The organism is Actinophytocola sp. (assembly GCF_035762905.1).
GTDB lineage: Bacteria > Actinomycetota > Actinomycetes > Mycobacteriales > Pseudonocardiaceae > DASYTH01.
The window spans coordinates 23,049-38,032 of sequence record NZ_DASUCC010000168.1; the positions used below are offsets into that span (position 1 = coordinate 23,049).

The 14,984-nt window shown below is 72.1% G+C and carries 14 protein-coding genes; 7 read left to right on the forward strand and 7 right to left on the reverse strand.

Features of this window, described 5'->3' with window-relative positions; all coding sequences use genetic code 11:
• On the reverse strand, positions 1–732 hold the full coding sequence (locus tag VFV67_RS36240; RefSeq protein WP_326475249.1) for a class I SAM-dependent methyltransferase: 732 nt from the start codon (positions 730–732) through the stop codon (positions 1–3).
• A gap of 129 nt (positions 733–861) precedes the next feature.
• Here VFV67_RS36240 and VFV67_RS36245 point away from each other — a divergent pair, with 129 nt between their 5' ends.
• From VFV67_RS36245 to VFV67_RS36255, 3 genes are read left to right on the forward strand one after another with little or no spacing between them, the layout of a single operon-like run.
• On the forward strand, positions 862–3,732 hold the full coding sequence (locus VFV67_RS36245) for a helix-turn-helix transcriptional regulator (RefSeq protein ID WP_326475250.1): 2,871 nt from the start codon (positions 862–864) through the stop codon (positions 3,730–3,732).
• Positions 3,732–4,139, forward strand: a complete 408-nt coding sequence (locus tag VFV67_RS36250) for a nitroreductase family deazaflavin-dependent oxidoreductase (RefSeq protein ID WP_326475251.1) — start codon at positions 3,732–3,734, stop codon at positions 4,137–4,139. The genes VFV67_RS36245 and VFV67_RS36250 overlap by 1 nt, the downstream gene beginning before the upstream one ends.
• On the forward strand, positions 4,139–7,654 hold the full coding sequence (locus VFV67_RS36255; protein WP_326475252.1) for a P-loop NTPase fold protein: 3,516 nt from the start codon (positions 4,139–4,141) through the stop codon (positions 7,652–7,654). The genes VFV67_RS36250 and VFV67_RS36255 overlap by 1 nt, the downstream gene beginning before the upstream one ends.
• Before the next feature lie 29 nt (positions 7,655–7,683).
• Here the strand turns inward: VFV67_RS36255 and VFV67_RS36260 are convergent, their stop codons facing one another.
• From VFV67_RS36260 to VFV67_RS36285, 6 genes are all read right to left on the reverse strand, one after another.
• Complete coding sequence (locus VFV67_RS36260) at positions 7,684–8,127, reverse strand: hypothetical protein (RefSeq protein ID WP_326475253.1); 444 nt, start codon at positions 8,125–8,127, stop codon at positions 7,684–7,686.
• Positions 8,128–8,154: 27 nt separating this feature from the next.
• Complete coding sequence (locus VFV67_RS36265) at positions 8,155–8,433, reverse strand: hypothetical protein (protein WP_326475254.1); 279 nt, start codon at positions 8,431–8,433, stop codon at positions 8,155–8,157.
• A 14-nt stretch (positions 8,434–8,447) separates the two neighbouring features.
• Entirely contained in the window at positions 8,448–8,852 is a 405-nt protein-coding gene (locus VFV67_RS36270; RefSeq protein WP_326475255.1) for a peptidoglycan-binding domain-containing protein, read from the reverse strand.
• 85 nt (positions 8,853–8,937) lie between these two features.
• Complete coding sequence (locus tag VFV67_RS36275; RefSeq protein WP_326475256.1) at positions 8,938–9,714, reverse strand: alanyl-tRNA editing protein; 777 nt, start codon at positions 9,712–9,714, stop codon at positions 8,938–8,940.
• A 14-nt stretch (positions 9,715–9,728) separates the two neighbouring features.
• Positions 9,729–10,604: an SDR family oxidoreductase gene (locus VFV67_RS36280; protein ID WP_326475257.1), complete on the reverse strand. Its 876-nt coding sequence runs from the start codon at positions 10,602–10,604 to the stop codon at positions 9,729–9,731.
• Positions 10,588–11,319, reverse strand: coding sequence for an SDR family oxidoreductase (locus VFV67_RS36285; RefSeq protein WP_326475258.1), 732 nt, complete (start codon positions 11,317–11,319; stop codon positions 10,588–10,590). The genes VFV67_RS36280 and VFV67_RS36285 overlap by 17 nt, the downstream gene beginning before the upstream one ends.
• 53 nt (positions 11,320–11,372) lie before the next feature.
• On the opposite strand from VFV67_RS36285, the gene VFV67_RS36290 reads away from it, so the two are divergent.
• Genes VFV67_RS36290 through VFV67_RS36305 form a run of 4 tightly spaced genes read left to right on the forward strand, consistent with a single transcriptional unit; the run spans position 11,373 to position 14,690 of the window.
• Positions 11,373–12,086 (forward strand): enoyl-CoA hydratase family protein, encoded by a 714-nt coding sequence (locus VFV67_RS36290; protein WP_326475259.1) that lies wholly within the window; start codon positions 11,373–11,375, stop codon positions 12,084–12,086.
• A complete protein-coding gene (locus tag VFV67_RS36295; protein ID WP_326475261.1) occupies positions 12,086–12,928 on the forward strand; it encodes a CoA transferase subunit A in 843 nt (280 codons plus the stop codon). The genes VFV67_RS36290 and VFV67_RS36295 overlap by 1 nt, the downstream gene beginning before the upstream one ends.
• Positions 12,925–13,632 (forward strand): CoA-transferase subunit beta, encoded by a 708-nt coding sequence (locus tag VFV67_RS36300; RefSeq protein ID WP_326475260.1) that lies wholly within the window; start codon positions 12,925–12,927, stop codon positions 13,630–13,632. Before VFV67_RS36295 ends, VFV67_RS36300 begins: the two co-directional genes overlap by 4 nt.
• Positions 13,633–13,634: 2 nt before the next feature.
• Positions 13,635–14,690: a nitronate monooxygenase gene (locus tag VFV67_RS36305; RefSeq protein WP_326475262.1), complete on the forward strand. Its 1,056-nt coding sequence runs from the start codon at positions 13,635–13,637 to the stop codon at positions 14,688–14,690.
• The last annotated feature ends 294 nt before the right edge of the window (positions 14,691–14,984 follow it).

The window sequence follows — 14,984 nt, forward strand, 5'->3', positions numbered from 1 at the left end:
CTACAGCGGACGCGCGGCGATCACGTACCGGAAGGTGTTCTCGTCGCGAATCGAGCCGTCGGTGCGCACCGCCGGGGCGAACACGTCCAGAAAAGCCTCGTACACGGCGGCCTTGCCGGCCAGGCCGATCGCCGCCCGGACCCGGCCTCTGGCCACCATGGCCGACCACGCGGTGCCGAGATCCGGGTAGTTGACCGGAAAGTCCAGCTCGCTGCCGTCGATTCGGTCCAGCCCGGCGTCCAGCACCGTGACCTCCTCGGCCACCCCCAGCCGGCCGAGGAGGTCACGGGTCAGCGAACCGGGCGGGTCGGCCCAGTCGCCGACCGCCACCCGGCCACCCGGCCGCACCACGCGCACCAACTCGGCAACCACACCGGCCGGATTCCCCGCGTAGCCCACCGCGTTGCACGCGGTCGTCACGTCGAACCGGCCATTGTCGTAGGGCAGCGCGTCCGGCGCGCCCACCCGCAGATCCGCGTCCGGCAGCGCCCACCGCGCCACCTCGAGCAACTCCTCGGCCGTCTCCACGCCGGCCACCCAGGCGCCCCGCTCGGCCGCCTCGCGCAGCAGCAACCCGACCCCGCAGCTCACGTCCAGCAGGCGCACCGCGGCCAGCGGCCCCAACGCGCCCAACAGCGCCCGGCGCAGCGGTCTGTGCCGCGCCTCCTGCAGGCAGGTCCAGTTCCGCGCCTGCCGGTCCCACATCGATGCCGGTGCCAGTCCCGTTGCCATCACGTCTCCCTCACCTCGCCGCCCCGACATCAGATGAGATCCTCGTCGCCCCCGGTTCCTTACACATCTGGCAACGCCTTAGTTCACGCGCGTGTGCGCCTTATTCGGGCTGATCGATACTCTTCGCCGGTGGCACGGCGGGTCTCGGTACCTGAGCTGATCGGACGGCGGGCCGAACTGGCCGCCCTCCGCGCCGCGCTCGCCGACGCCCAGTCCGACGGCGGAGCGCTGGTCCTGGTGCAGGGCGACGCCGGGGTGGGCAAAAGCCGGCTCGTTTCGGCTTTCGTCCGGGGCGCCAGCGGCACCGGCGTGACCGTGCTGACCGGCGGCTGCCTGCAGTTCGAGGCGGACATCCCGTACGCGCCGTTCGTCGAGGCACTGCGCGGGCTGCCGGACGCGCCGTCGCTGCTGGCCACCGGTTCGGCATCCGGCGACCGGGCCGCGGAGTTCCGCCGGGTGGCCGACGCGATCGCCGGCGCCGGCGGGCAGCGCCCGGTGGTGCTGGTGCTCGAGGACCTGCACTGGGCCGACGCGTCCACCCGCGATCTGGTGCTGTACCTGCACCGGGCGCTCGCGCACGCGCCGGTGCTGCAGGTGGCCACGCTGCGCGGCGACGAGGTCGGCGCCGATCATCCGGTGGCGAAGCTGGTGGCCGACCTGGTCCGCTCGCCGCGGGCGGAGCGGTTGACCCTGGCGCCGCTGGACCGGTCCGAGGTGATCGCGTTGGCGCAGGCGATCCTGGGCGGTCCGCCGCCGGCCGACATGGTGGACGCGCTGCTCGCCCGGGCCGAGGGAAACCCGTTCTTCACCGAGGAGTTGCTGGCCGCGTGGCCGACCCGGGGCGCGGTGCCGGGCACCGTGCGGGAGGTGGTGATCACCCGGCTGGCCCGGCTGTCCACCGCCGCGCAGCAACTCGCCCGGCTGGCCGCGGTGGTCGGCCGGAGCGTGCCGCACGACCTGCTGGCCGCGATCGCCCCGCTGCCGGCCGCCGAGCTGGACGGCGCGCTGCGCGAGTTGGTCGACCACGGCCAGCTGGTGACCGTGGAGCCGGACGCGTACCGGTTCCGGCACGCGCTCATCCAGGAGTCGCTGTACCGGGACCTGTTACCCGGCGAGCGCCGGCACGCGCACGCCAGGGTGGCCGGCGCGCTGCGTGATCATCCCGAGCGGGCGGTAACCGGGTCCGCCGCTGGCGTGGCGGCGGAGCTGGCCCACCACTGGGACGCCGCGGGCGAGCCGGCCGAGGCGCTGGCCGCGGCCGTGCTGGCGGCCGGCGCCGCGGACGAGGGGCTGGCGCCGGCCGAGGCACACGCGCACTACGAGCGGGCGTTGCGCCGCTGGCCGGAGGTGGCCGATCCGGGCATCGCCGAGGACCCGCTGCTGGAGCGGGCGGCCGAGGCGGCGAGCCTGGCCGGGCGCAACCACCGCGCGGTCGAGCTGACCCGGCGGCGGCTGGCGCTGCTGGACGAGCGGGCCGAGCCGGAGCGCGCCGCGCTGGTCTACGAGCAGCTGTCCTACCAGGCGCGCAGCACCGGCGACTGGGAGCTGGCCCGGGCCACCAGCGAGCGCGCGGTCGAGCTGGTGCCGGCCGATTCGCCCGCCCGGCTGCGGATCGCGTCCTGGCCGATGGCGCTGGAGATGCTGGCCGCCCGGTTCCGGTCCTGCATCCGCCGGGCCGAGGAGCTGCTGCCGCAGGCCGAGGCGGCCGGCGACGACATGGCGGTGAACCGGAGCCTGATGAGCCTTGGCATCGGCCATCTGATGCTCGGCCACGTGGACACCGGGCTGGAGTTCCTGCGCCGGCAGAACGAGTTCGCCCGCCGGGTGGGCAACCCGCGGTTCATCGGGGTCGGCTACGTGAACATGCCCGAGGGTCTGATGTGGACGGACCGGCATCTGGAGGCGCTGGCGCTGGCCAGGGAGGGAGTGCGGCGGTCGGCGGAGCTGGGCTTCGACATCTACCTGCTGCCGATCGTGGGCAACGTGATCCGGACGTTGGTCGAGCTGCACCGCTGGGACGAGGCGCTGGACGCCGACGCCGATCCCGACGACGATCCGGCCGCCGACCCGTTCAACTGGATCTTCGTGGACCTGCCGAGGGCCTACGTGCTGATCCGCCGGGGCGAGCTGGCCGCGGCCGAGGAGTTGTTGAAGCGCACCGGTTTCGTGCTCGACGGCCAGGACGACGTGCAGTACGGCACCGAGCTGTCGACGCTGCGCGCGCTGCTGGCCGCCCGGCAGGGCCGGTGGGCCGACGCCCGCGCCACGGTGCGCGACGGGCTACGGCTGGCCCTGGCCGCCGAGGACATGTACCTGACCGCCCGGCTGGTGTCGATCGGCGTGCAGGTCGAGGCGGACGCCGCGGACGACGCCCGGGCGGCCGGGCTGACCATGAACATCGGCAGCGCCACCGCGGCGGCCGATGCCTTGCTGGCCGATCTGCGCGGCTATCTGTCCACTTTGGAATCCGGCGGCGCGGTGTCGCTGCCGCGCACCCATCGGGCGGTCGCCCTGGCCGCCGCCGAGCGCACCCGGCTGGGCGATCCGGTCCCGGACGCGTGGGCCGCGCTCGCCGATCTGGCCGGCGTCGACCGCCATCTGGCCGGCTACGCCCGGTTCCGCGAGGCGGAGGCGCTGCTGTTGGGCCGCGGCTCCCGCAACCGGGCCGCGGCCGCGCTGGCCACGGCCCGGACGATCGCGGCCGAACTGGGTGCGGCCCCGTTGCGGGACATGATCGACGCCTTGTCCGACCGGGCCCGCCTGACGCCCGCCGCCGCCCCCCAGCCTTCATCCACAGTGGACGCTCATGGCCTGACCGCCCGGGAAGCCGAGGTGCTCGAACTGGTCGGGCGCGGCCTGACCAACGCCGAGATCGCCACGGAGCTGTTCATCAGCACCAAGACCGCGAGCGTGCACGTGTCCAACATCCTGCGCAAGCTCGGTCTCAAGAGCCGCATCCAGGCCGCCGCCCACGCCCAACGCCGACGAGAGGGAGACTGATGGACATAGCCGAGGTCAACCGCCGGGTGATCGAACAGTTCCGCACCGGCGGTGACATCGACGGCATGCACCGCGAACGCCTGCTCCTCCTCACCACCACCGGCCGCCGCACCGGCCGCCCCTACACCACCCCCATGATGTTCCACCCCGACGGCACCCGCCTGCTCGTCATCGCCTCCAACGTCGGCGCCCTCGCCCACCCCGACTGGTACCTCAACCTGGTCGCCAACCCGGAGGTCACCGTCGAAGCCACCGGCGACACCTACCAGGCCCACGCCAGCACCGCCACCGGCGAAGAACGCGACCGCCTCTGGACGGAACTCAAGTCCCGCTACCCCTTCTTCGCCGACCACGAAGCCAAGACCAGCCGCACCATCCCGGTAGTCATCCTGGAGCGAGCCAACTAGTGCATCACTCCGGCCCGGTCAACGCCCTCGCCATCACTCCCGACGGCACCCAACTCATCTCGGCAGGCGACGACAGTGTTGTCAGAATCTGGGACCTGGCATCGGAAACCCTGCGCCACGAACTCACCGGCCACACCACCCCCGTCCTGGCCCTTGCGCTGACGCCGGACGCCACCCAGGTGATCTCGGCCAGCATCGGTGGCACGGCCCGGATCTGGGACCGCACATCCGGCGAGCAGATCGGCGAGCCCCTCGGCGGCTACGGCAGCGGCGTCCATGCCGTCACCGTCACCTCGGACGGCTCGCACATCGCCGCGGCCATCGGGTCCGACCACACGATCGTCTTCTGGAACCGGAAGACCGCCGCGCGAACGCACGTGGACGCCGGGACGATCGGCCGGATTCTCGCGCTGGTGCCGGCCGGGGAGGCGAGCGTCCTTGGTGTCACCACGAATGGGGAAGTTTTCCTGTCGCGCCCCGAGGTCGACGGCAACCTTTTGCGGGGCACCGTCTGGAGCACCGAAGCCGTGGTCGTCGCGGCCGCGGCGCCGGGTCGCTTCCCCCTGGTCGCCACGAGCCCATCCACTGTTCGGGTGTGGGATCCTGTCCGTACGACGGCGGTGTCGGCCCGGACAAACATGTTCGAGTTGGCTTCGCCCACGGCGGCGATGGTCAGCGCGGACGGCGACTGGATCATCACCGGCCACGCGGACGGCGCCGTCCGGTCATGGGACCGGGTCACGGGTGAGCAGGTTCGCGAGTTCCGCGCGGCCCATGAGGGACCGGTCACGGTGCTGGCCGTCAGCCCGGATGGCCGGATCGTCTCCGCCGGCCAGGACGGCCGGATCCACGTCTTGCCCGGACCTACGCGAACCGTTCCGGCAGCGCTGGTCAGCGGCGCCGGCGAGATCCGGACCATGGCACTCACGACGGACGGGCAGCAGATCGTCACCGGTGGGATCGACGGCACCGTCCGGATCTGGGACCGTCCCACCGGTCGCCAGGTGAACCAGCTGAAGATCTCGTCGATCGTGCGGGCGGTAGTGGTCCAGCCGACCGGTGCGAACGTCGTCCTCGTCGACGGGGACGGCGCGATCCACTACTGGAACCGGATCACCGGCGAACGCACCGTCGAGCGAGGTCACGCCGACGCGAACGTGATCGCCATCGCCGGCGACGGGACCCTGATCTCCGGCGGCGACAACACATTGCTGGTCTGGACCGGCCAGATCAGCGCCGGCGTCGAGCCGTTCCGGGCACTGGCCACGCCCTCGGCGGCCATCTGGGCGGTGGCCGTGACCCCGGACGGCAAAACGGTGCTGTCGGCCGGCGAGGATCCCACGGTGCGGTTGTGGGACATCCGAGGCCGGCCCGGGCTCATTCTGTCCGGACACCAGGATCGGGTCGAGGCGCTGGCCGTGAGCCCGGACGGCACCCGGATCGTCTCGGCCGGCCACGACCAGTCCATTCGGGTCTGGGACAGCGCCACGGGTACGTCGCTCCACACACTCCACGGGCACAGCGGGCCGGTTCGGGCCGTGGCGGTCACGCCGGACGGCAGCCGGATCGTCTCGGCGTCCGACGACGGCCGGGTCGGCGTCTGGGACCTCGCCACCGGCCGGCAGCTCCGCTTCTTTGCCGGGCATACCGCCGAGGTGACCGCGGTGGCCGTGGACGACGGACAGATCATCTCCGCCGGTATGGACGGATCCGTCCGGGTCTGGGACCTTCCGCCGCAGCCGCCTGGTACGACCAGGCTGGCGGAGGTTGTGAGTGATCTGGAGAGTGCGGAGGATCAGCTCGGGATCGCCGGGGATGTGAACATGATCGCGGCGGTGGTGGCGGCGTTGTCGACGAGGCCGCCACTGTCCATAGCGTTGTTGGGGGATTGGGGGATCGGGAAGTCGAGTTTCATGCGGCAGGTGTGGGACCGGGTCGAGGAGCTGGCCGGGCACAGCGGGTTCGCGGGGAACGTGCGGCAGGTTCGGTTCAATGCCTGGCATTACAGCGACGATCACCTGTGGGTCGGGTTGGTGGAACATCTGTTCCGGGAGTTGGCGCGGCCGGCGGAGGTGCCGGACGACACGGGGCGGATCAGCGAGGTGGAGGCCGACCTTTCCGCGAAGCGGGCCGAGCGGGACCGGTTGGACACGGGGCTGCGGGATGTGAACCGGCGGCGCGGGTGGTTGGGGCGGGTGCTTGTGCCGTTGCGCTCCATGGTGGTGGCGCGGGTGGCATTGGGCGAGATCTGGCGGGAGGTGCGGACCGCGGGGTGGCGGATCGTGGTGGCGCTACTGGTGATCGCGGCCGGGGTGGCGGGCATCGTGTGGGCCGAGGGGGCGCTGCGCTGGGTGGGCGGAGTGCTGGTCGTGCTGGGGCCCGCGGTGACCCTGTGGCGTCGGCTCGAGGAGTACACCAGGCATGTGCACCAGGAGTTGGCCAGCCGACGGTCCAAAGTGGACGAGGAGATCCGGGAGAAGGAGAAGGAGCTCGACCAGTTGAAGCCGGCGCGGCGGCTGGACCGGCTGCTGGCCGAGATCAGCACCAGGGAACGGTACGAGAGCTACCGGGGGTTGACCGGGCGGATCCATGACGACCTGCGGCGGCTCAGCGACAACCTGGCCGAGGCCCGTTCGACCGCGGACGGGACGCCGCTGCAACGGATCGTGCTGTACGTGGACGACCTGGACCGGTGCACGCCGGGCCGGGTGGTGGACGTGTTGCAGGCGGTGAACCTGCTGCTCACGATGGAACTGTTCGTCGTGGTGGTCGCGGTCGATCCGCACTGGCTGCTGCGATCCCTGGAACATCACCACAGGGGCATGTTCGACAACAACGCCGTGGCCTATCTGGACAAGATCTTCCACATTCCGGTGGCGTTGCGGCCGATGGGTGAGCACGCCGCCGGATACCTGCGTTCGCTGCTCCCGGCGTCCGACGACGATCCCCCGCCCGCCCGAACGGAACCGGCCCAGCCGATCGAACCCGTGCCGACCGCACCGGCACGGCCGGTGACCTCGGAAACCCCGGAGTCGCAACCCAGTGCGCCGATCACGGTAACCCAGGCGCCGGTCGCCCGGCCCAGTGCGGAAGGACTGCGGTTGCGGCCGGTCGAGCGGGAGTTCCTTGAGCGGCTCACGCCGCTGTTGCCGACGCCGAGGGCGATCAAGAAGTTGGTGAACCTGTACCGGTTGCTGCGGCTGGGGATTCCGGAGCACCGGTTGGACGAGTTCATCGGCGGCGATGCGGGTGGGCCGTATCAGGCGGCCGGGTTGTTGCTGGCGGCGTTGGTCGGTGCGCCGCATGAGGCGCGCGGGATGCTGGCGGATCTGGCCGGGATCGGGCCGGACGGGGACATCGTGGAGGTGCTCGGGGGGCGGCCGCCGGCCGGGTTGATCGAGCGGATCCGGGAGCAGGCGCCGGTGCACGGGAATCCGACCACGTACCGGCGGTGGGCGACAACCGTTGCGCGGTACGGGTTCGAGACCTACGACCTGTTCACGGGCCTGGATTAAGCCCGTTCCCATGATCCCGGAGAGGCGGACTAGAGGAATCGGATCAGGACGGCGGCGGCCAGCAGAGCGAGCGCGACGACCGGGGCCGGAATCCGGGCCAGCAGCCGCACCGCCGCGTCGCGGGAGCCGGGTACGCCGTGCGCGACGCCGTGATCGTCGAAATAGCGCCGGGGATCGTTGCGCGCGGCGAGGGGAAGGGCCAGTTGCTCGCTCTGGCCGCGGAAGCAGCGTCGGTACTCGGCCCGCGCCTTGCCGTGCCGGATGAGCAGGTACCCGCCGGTCAGGGCGGAGGCCACGGGAATCGCCACCCAGCCGGGCGGCACGACCCCCGCGACCGCGATGAACGAGGCCGCCGCGAACATCGACGCCAGCATTCCCCACGCGCGCAGGCGTTCGACGGTGTCGGCCTGCCGGATGAGTTGCTGGGCGGCGGCAACCCGGGCATCGTCCCGAGTGGATGCTTCGTCAGCCATGACTAGCGCGGATCCTCACCGTTCGGCTCAGGAAACGAGCGCCTCGAGTCGGTTGTAGTCCTCCTGCAGCTTCTGCGCCCGGTCCCGCAGTTGCTGCGCCTCGGCGCTGCGACCGTGCGCCTCGTAGCAGTCGGCCAGGTCCATGATCGCCGAGATGGCCCAGGCCAGCCCGCCGAGGGTGACGATGACTCCGCCCGCGGTGACATACCACTGGACGGTCGCCGCCGATCCGGCGGTCAGGATACCGGCCCCGATGGTGGACAGGCCGGCGCCGGTGAGGTTGAACCACTGCTTGGTACACGCCATTGCCGCACTCCCCGTTAGCTCACGAGCTGGTCGTCGTCCGACTGCAGCCACTCCAGGTCGAGCCCGATGGCCCGTCCCCAGTCCTCGAAACTGTCGAAGCTCAGCAGGTACATGAGCTCCGGGATGTCCGCGCCGTTGATCAGGACCTGGCGCTCGTTCGGATCCTGCGAGGACTGCTCGCCGGTACCGGTCGAGGACTGCGCGCCGCCGCCGGTCAGCGCGGCCCAGGTGCCGGCCCCGACGATGCCGTCCGCCGGCAGGCCGTAGGCCGACTGGAACTGCTTGACGGCCTCTTCCAGGGCGTCGTCGAACTCGCCGTTCGTCGCACCCGACCAGTAGCCCGCATGTTGCAGCAACTGCTGCAGATACTGGACCCACTCGCCGCTCTGGTTCTTCTCAAGCACCGGCTCATCTGCCATGCGACCCATGATGGGCGCGGTCCCGACAGGGACACACGGCGATCGGTCGCCGTTTTCGGGCAGCCGGCGCAGCCCTTTGGGGAACCTAGTCGGCCGCCTCGGCCACCTCGATGCGGATGCGCTTGTTGCCCTTGCCCTTGGACTCGGTGCCGGTGACCCGGACCGAACCGACGTCGGCGGTGTTGGCCACGTGGGTGCCGCCGTCGGCCTGGCGGTCCAGGCCGACGATGTCGATCACCCGGAGCGGGTCGATCTCGCGCGGGATCAGGTTGGCGGCGGTGCGGATCAGGGACTCGTCCAGGTCCGCGGCGGAGCGGCCGAGAAACTCCACGACGATCTCCCGGGCGCGCTGGATCTCCTCGTTGATCCGGCCTTCGACCCGCTGGCCCAGCTCGACCGACATCGACTCCAGCGGAAAGTCCAGGCGGCCCTTGCCGGGATCCATGTTGCCGCCGGTGACCGGAATCCGGAACTCGGTCCAGATCACCCCGCAGAGGATGTGCAGCGCGGTGTGCGTGCGCATCAGCAGGTGCCGGCGGGACCAGTCCAGCGAACCGAGCACCTCTGTGCCGGCCGGCGGCAGCTCGAGGGCGTCCACCCAGTGCCAGATCCGCCCGCCCTCGCGGCGGACCCTGGTCACCGGCGCGGTGCTCCCACCCCAGGTCAGCTCGCCGGTGTCGTGCGGCTGCCCGCCGCCGCCCGGGTAGAACGCCGTCCTGGCCAGCGCGATCCGGCCCTGCTCGCGATCGACCTCGAGCACCGTGCTGTCGAACGAGCGCAGGTACGCGTCCGTGGTGAACAACTCGCTCGCGGCCACGTCGACCGGCGGGCTGCCCTGCACCTTGCTTCCCGGAACTGCCATACCGGGCACGATACTCAGGATCCGTAGACCGGGTGCGGCTGCTCGGCCGAGGAGAGCAGCCGCGCCACGACCGGGTCCAGTTCGTCCGGCCGCCAGCGGGATCCCTTGTCCACCACCGGACCGCGCCGCCAGCCGTCGGCAATCGACACCCGGCCGCCCTCCACTTCGAACATCCGGCCGGTGACGCCCCGGGACCGGTCGCTGCCCAGCCAGACCACCAGCGGCGCGACGTTCTCCGGTGCCATGGCGTCGAAACCGGACTCCGGCGCGGCCATCGCCGCGGCGAACACCCCTTCGGTCATCCGGGTCCTTGCGGCCGGTGCGATGGCGTTGACCGTGACGCCGTACCGGGCCAGCTCGGCGGCGGCGACCAGGGTGAGGGCGGCGATTCCGGCCTTCGCCGTGGCGTAGCCGGCCTGGCCGACGCTGCCGAGCAGGCCGGCGCCCGAGCTGGTGTTGATCACCCGGGCGGCCACCGCGCGGCCGGCCTTGTGCTCGGCCCGCCAGTGCGCGGCGGCGTGCCGCAGCGGGGCCACGTGCCCCTTCAGGTGCACCCGGATCACCGCGTCCCAGTCTTGTTCGGAGAGGTTGACCAGCATCCCGTCGCGCACGAAGCCGGCGTTGTTGACCAGCACGTCCAGCCGGCCGAACGCCGCCAGCGCGGTGCCGATCAGCTGCGCCGCGCCGGCCCAGTCGGCAACGTCGGACTCGTCGGCCACCGCCGTACCACCGGCCGCACCGATCTCCGCGGCCACCGCCGCCCCCGCGCCGTCGATGTCGTTGACCACGACCAGTGCGCCCTCGGCCGCGAAGGCGTGCGCGTGGGCCCGACCGATGCCGCGCCCGGCGCCGGTCACGATCACCACCCGGCCGTCACACAGTCCGCTCACTTCCGCCTCCACCGCCGTGCACCAGCAGGGTCGCGCCGCTGACGTAGCCGGCCAGCGGCGAGGCCAGAAACACCGCGCAGCAGCCGACCTCCTCGGGTTCGGCCAACCGTCCCAACGGGATGGTGCGACCCACCGCGTCGACGTCGCCGTAGTAGCTTTCGGCCCGTTCGGTGCGGACCGGGCCGACGTCGAGCGCGTTCACCCGGACCTTGGGCGCCCACTCGACCGCCAGGCTCGCGGTCAGGTTGTCCAACCCGGCCTTGGCGGCCCCGTACGCCGCGGTTCCCGGTGACGGCCGGGTGGCGCTCACGCTGCTCACCATGACGATCGCGCCGCCGGACTCCTGCCGCTGCATGATCTCGTTGGCCCGCTGGGAAACCAGCAGCGGGGCGAGCAGGTTCAGCCCGACCACCGCGGTGTGGAACCGCGGCGACGCGGTCCCGGCCGGCGCGACCGGCGTCCCGCCGGCGTTGTTGACCAGGGTGTCGAGCCGGCCGTGCCGGTCGAGCACGGTGTCCAGCAGTCGGCCCACCGCGTCCGGATCCCGCACGTCACACGCGACGAACTCGGCGACCGGGTGCGCCGGGGCGTTCCGCGCGCAGGTCACCACGGTCGCACCCGAGCGCTGGAACGCCCGGGTGATGCCGAGTCCCACCCCGCGCACGCCGCCGGTCACCAGGGCGACCGTGCCGTCCAGCGTCAGGTCGAGCGCCACGACATGTTAAGCTACCAAGCAATCGCTTGGTTGGAAAGGTCGGTGGGGCCGCCATGGGCATCACGAGCGAGGTCGCCGAGGCCGGCATCACGGTCGTGACCATCGACCGGCCGCCGGTCAACGCACTGGGCGCGCGCGGCTGGCACGACCTCGCCGACGCGTTACTCGCCGCGGGCCGGGATCCGGCGACCCACGTGGTGGTACTTCGGGCATCGGGCCGCGGGTTCTGCGCCGGTGTGGACATCAAGGAGGTCGACGCCGGCGGCGCCGAGGCGCTGATCGGCGTGAACCGCGGCTGCCACGCGGCGTTCGGCGCGGTCTACGACTGCGCGGTTCCGGTCATCGCCGCGGTGCACGGGTTCTGCCTCGGCGGCGGGATCGGTCTTGCCGGCAACGCGGACGTGTTGCTCGCCGCCGAGGACACCAGGTTCGGACTGCCCGAAGTGGACAGAGGGGTGCTCGGCGCGGCCACCCACCTGGCCCGGCTGGTGCCCCAGCACCTGATGCGCACGCTGTTCTACACCGCCCGAACCGTCGACGCGGCGGAGCTGCACCGGCACGGCTCGGTGTACCAGGTGACGTCGCCCGACCGGCTGGAGGCCGCGGCGCTCGAGCTGGCCCGGGAGATCGCGGCCAAGGACCCGCGGGTGATCCGCCGCGCCAAGGAGGCGCTCAACGGCATCGACGGGCAGGACGTGCACCGCAGCTACCGGTTCGAGCAGGGCTTCACCTTCGAGCTCAACCTCGGCAACGGGACGTCGGTGTGATGCGGGACAAGCGGATGACCGCCGCCGAGGCGGTGGCCGAGTTGGCCGACGGGATGACCGTCGGCATCGGCGGCTGGGGTTCCCGGCGCAAGCCGATGGCCCTGGTGCGCGAGATCCTCCGGTCCCCGGTGCGCGATCTCACCGTGGTCTCCTACGGCGGACCGGACGTCGGGCTGCTGTGCGCGGCCGGCAAGGTCCGCACGGTCGTCTACGGATTCGTGTCGCTGGACTCGATTCCCTACGACCCGTGGTTTCGCCGGGTGCGGGAGTCGGGCGCGGTCCAGACCCGCGAGCTGGACGAGGGAATGCTCTACTGTGGACTGAACGCGGCCGGCCAACGGCTGCCGTTCCTGCCGATCCGGGCCGGGCTGGGCTCGGACGTGCTGCGGCTGGACCCGAGCCTGCGCACGGTGCGCTCACCGTACGACGGTGAGGAGTTGGTGGCCATGCCGGCACTGCACCTGGACGTCGCACTGGTGCACCTCAACCGGGCCGACCGGCACGGCAACGCCCAGTACCTCGGCCCGGACCCGTACTTCGACGACGTGTTCTGCCTGGCCGCCAAACGCCGCTTCGTCTCCTGCGAACGGGTGCTGGACACCGCGGAGCTGACCGCCGCGGCGCCGGTGCAGTCGTTGCTGCTCAACCGGATGATGGTGGACGGGGTGGTGGAGACGCCCGGCGGGGCGCACTTCACCAGCTGCGTACCGGACTACGGCCGGGACGAGCCGTTCCAGCGCCGCTACGCCTCGGCGGCCGCCGACCCGGCGGAGTGGGACCGGTTCACGGCCGAGTTCCTGTCCGGCACCGAATCCGACTACCAACGCGCGGTGCGATCATGACACGGGCGGACGTGTGCGCCGTCGCCTGCGCGGAGTTGTTCCGCGGCGCCGGGGAGATCCTGGCCAGCCCCATGGGCCTGCTGCCCACGCTGGGTGCCCGGCTCGCCCGGTGCACGTTCGAACCGGACCTGCTGGTCTCCGACGGGGAAGCGCTGCTGCTCGGCGTCGGGCTGTCCACTGTGGAAGGATGGTTGCCGTACCGGAAGGTGTTCGACGTGGTGGCGCACGGCACCCGGCACGTGGTGATGGGGGCCAACCAGTTGGACCGCAACGGGAACCAGAACATCTCCTGCATCGGTCCGCATGCCCGGCCGGATCGCCAGCTGCTCGGCTTCCGTGGCGCACCGGGCAACTCGGTCAACCACCGGACCAGCTACTGGGTGCCCCGGCACGCCCGCCGGGTCTTCGTCGACCGGGTCGACGTGGTGTGCGGCGTGGGTTACGACCGGCCCGGCGCCGGGCGGTTCCACGACGTGTACCGCGTGGTGACCAACCTCGCGGTGCTCGACTTCGCCACCCCGGACCGCACCATGCGCCTGGTGTCCGTGCATCCGGGCGTGACCCCGGAGGAGGTGCTGACGCAGACCGGTTTTCCGTTGCACATCGGGGAGATCACCACCACCCGGGCGCCGACACCGGCCGAGCTGCGGGTGCTTGCCGAGCTGGATCCGGGTGAGCTGCGTGCCCGCGAGGTGCCGCCGTGACGATCGAGACCGCGCTCACCCGCCTGGTCGGCGTGCGCCATCCGGTGGTGCAGACCGGAATGGGCTGGGTGTCCGGTCCCCGCCTGGTCGCCGCCACGGCCGAAGCCGGCGGGCTGGGCATCCTCGCCTCCGCCACGATGACCTACCCCGAGTTGGAGGCCGCGATCCGCGAGACGCGCTCCCGCACCGCCGCCCCGTTCGGCGTCAACCTCCGGGCGGACGCCGAGGACGCCCCGCGCCGGGTCGAGCTGCTGATCCGCACCGGCGTGCGGGTCGCCTCGTTCGCCCTGGCTCCGAACCAGTCACTGATCGGCCGCCTCAAGGACGCCGGCGTGGTCGTGATCCCCTCCGTCGGCGCCGTCCGGCACGCCGAGAAGGTCGCGGCCTGGGGCGCCGATGCGGTGATCGTGCAGGGCGCCGAGGGCGGCGGCCACACCGGCGCCGTCCCGACCACGCTGCTGCTCCCCGCCGTCGTCGACGCCGTCGACATCCCGGTCGTCGCCGCCGGGGGTTTCTTCGACGGCCGCGGCCTGGTCGCCGCACTCGCCTACGGAGCCGCCGGCATCGCGATGGGCACCCGTTTCCTGCTCACCCAGGAAAGCCCCGTCCCCGACGCCGTCAAACAGCTCTACCTGTCGAGCACCCTCACCGACACCATGGTCACCACCGCCGTCGACGGCCTCCCGCACCGGGTCCTGCGCACCGACCTGGTCGACCGCCTGGCCCGCGCCGGCCGGACCCGCGCCCTCGTCGCCGCGGTGCGCAACGCCACCCGGTTCCGCAAGCTCCACGGCCTGCCCTGGCCCACCTTGCTCCGCGAGGGCGCCCGCATGCGCCGCGCCCGCGCGCTGCGCTGGCCCCAGGTGATCATGGCCGCCAACACCCCCATGCTCCTCCGGTCGGCACTGGTCCACGGCCACACCGACACCGGAGTCTTCCCCACCGGCCAGGTCACCGGCCTGCTCACCACCCTCCCCACCTGTGAAGCCCTGATCACCTCGATCATCACCCAGGCCCACCAAACGCTGACCGCCCTACCCAAACCGCCCAGCAACTGACCGGCCCGAATCGGCAGCTCGGGTGCCGGGGCCGGGGACTCGCCGAAAGCTTGCCCGGCCTCTCGGCGAGTCCCCGGTTCCAGCCCAGTGAGTTGCCAGTTCCGGGCCGGCGAGTTGCCGGTTCCGGACCGGCGAGTCCCCGGCTGCAGCCCGGCGAGTGCCGGTTCCGGCCTGGCGAGTGCCGGTTCCGGTCCCCGGTTGGGATCACCGAGTTGCTGGTGTACCCGGGACGGCCCGGCGCCCGCGGCGCCGGGCCGCGCCGCAGGCGCGGCCGGCGTACGCGGGCCGGAATCG

Bases quoted from the DNA above. Each gene is read 5' to 3' on its own strand.
- VFV67_RS36250 (WP_326475251.1), top strand. From the start codon at position 3,732: ATGGACATAGCCGAGGTCAACCGCCGGGTGATCGAACAGTTCCGCACC.
- VFV67_RS36300 (WP_326475260.1), top strand. From the start codon at position 12,925: ATGACACGGGCGGACGTGTGCGCCGTCGCCTGCGCGGAGTTGTTCCGC.
- VFV67_RS36295 (WP_326475261.1), top strand. From the start codon at position 12,086: ATGCGGGACAAGCGGATGACCGCCGCCGAGGCGGTGGCCGAGTTGGCC.
- VFV67_RS36290 (WP_326475259.1), top strand. From the start codon at position 11,373: ATGGGCATCACGAGCGAGGTCGCCGAGGCCGGCATCACGGTCGTGACC.
- VFV67_RS36270 (WP_326475255.1), bottom strand. From the start codon at position 8,852: ATGGCAGATGAGCCGGTGCTTGAGAAGAACCAGAGCGGCGAGTGGGTC.
- VFV67_RS36265 (WP_326475254.1), bottom strand. From the start codon at position 8,433: ATGGCGTGTACCAAGCAGTGGTTCAACCTCACCGGCGCCGGCCTGTCC.
- VFV67_RS36275 (WP_326475256.1), bottom strand. From the start codon at position 9,714: ATGGCAGTTCCGGGAAGCAAGGTGCAGGGCAGCCCGCCGGTCGACGTG.
- VFV67_RS36240 (WP_326475249.1), bottom strand. From the start codon at position 732: ATGGCAACGGGACTGGCACCGGCATCGATGTGGGACCGGCAGGCGCGG.
- VFV67_RS36260 (WP_326475253.1), bottom strand. From the start codon at position 8,127: ATGGCTGACGAAGCATCCACTCGGGACGATGCCCGGGTTGCCGCCGCC.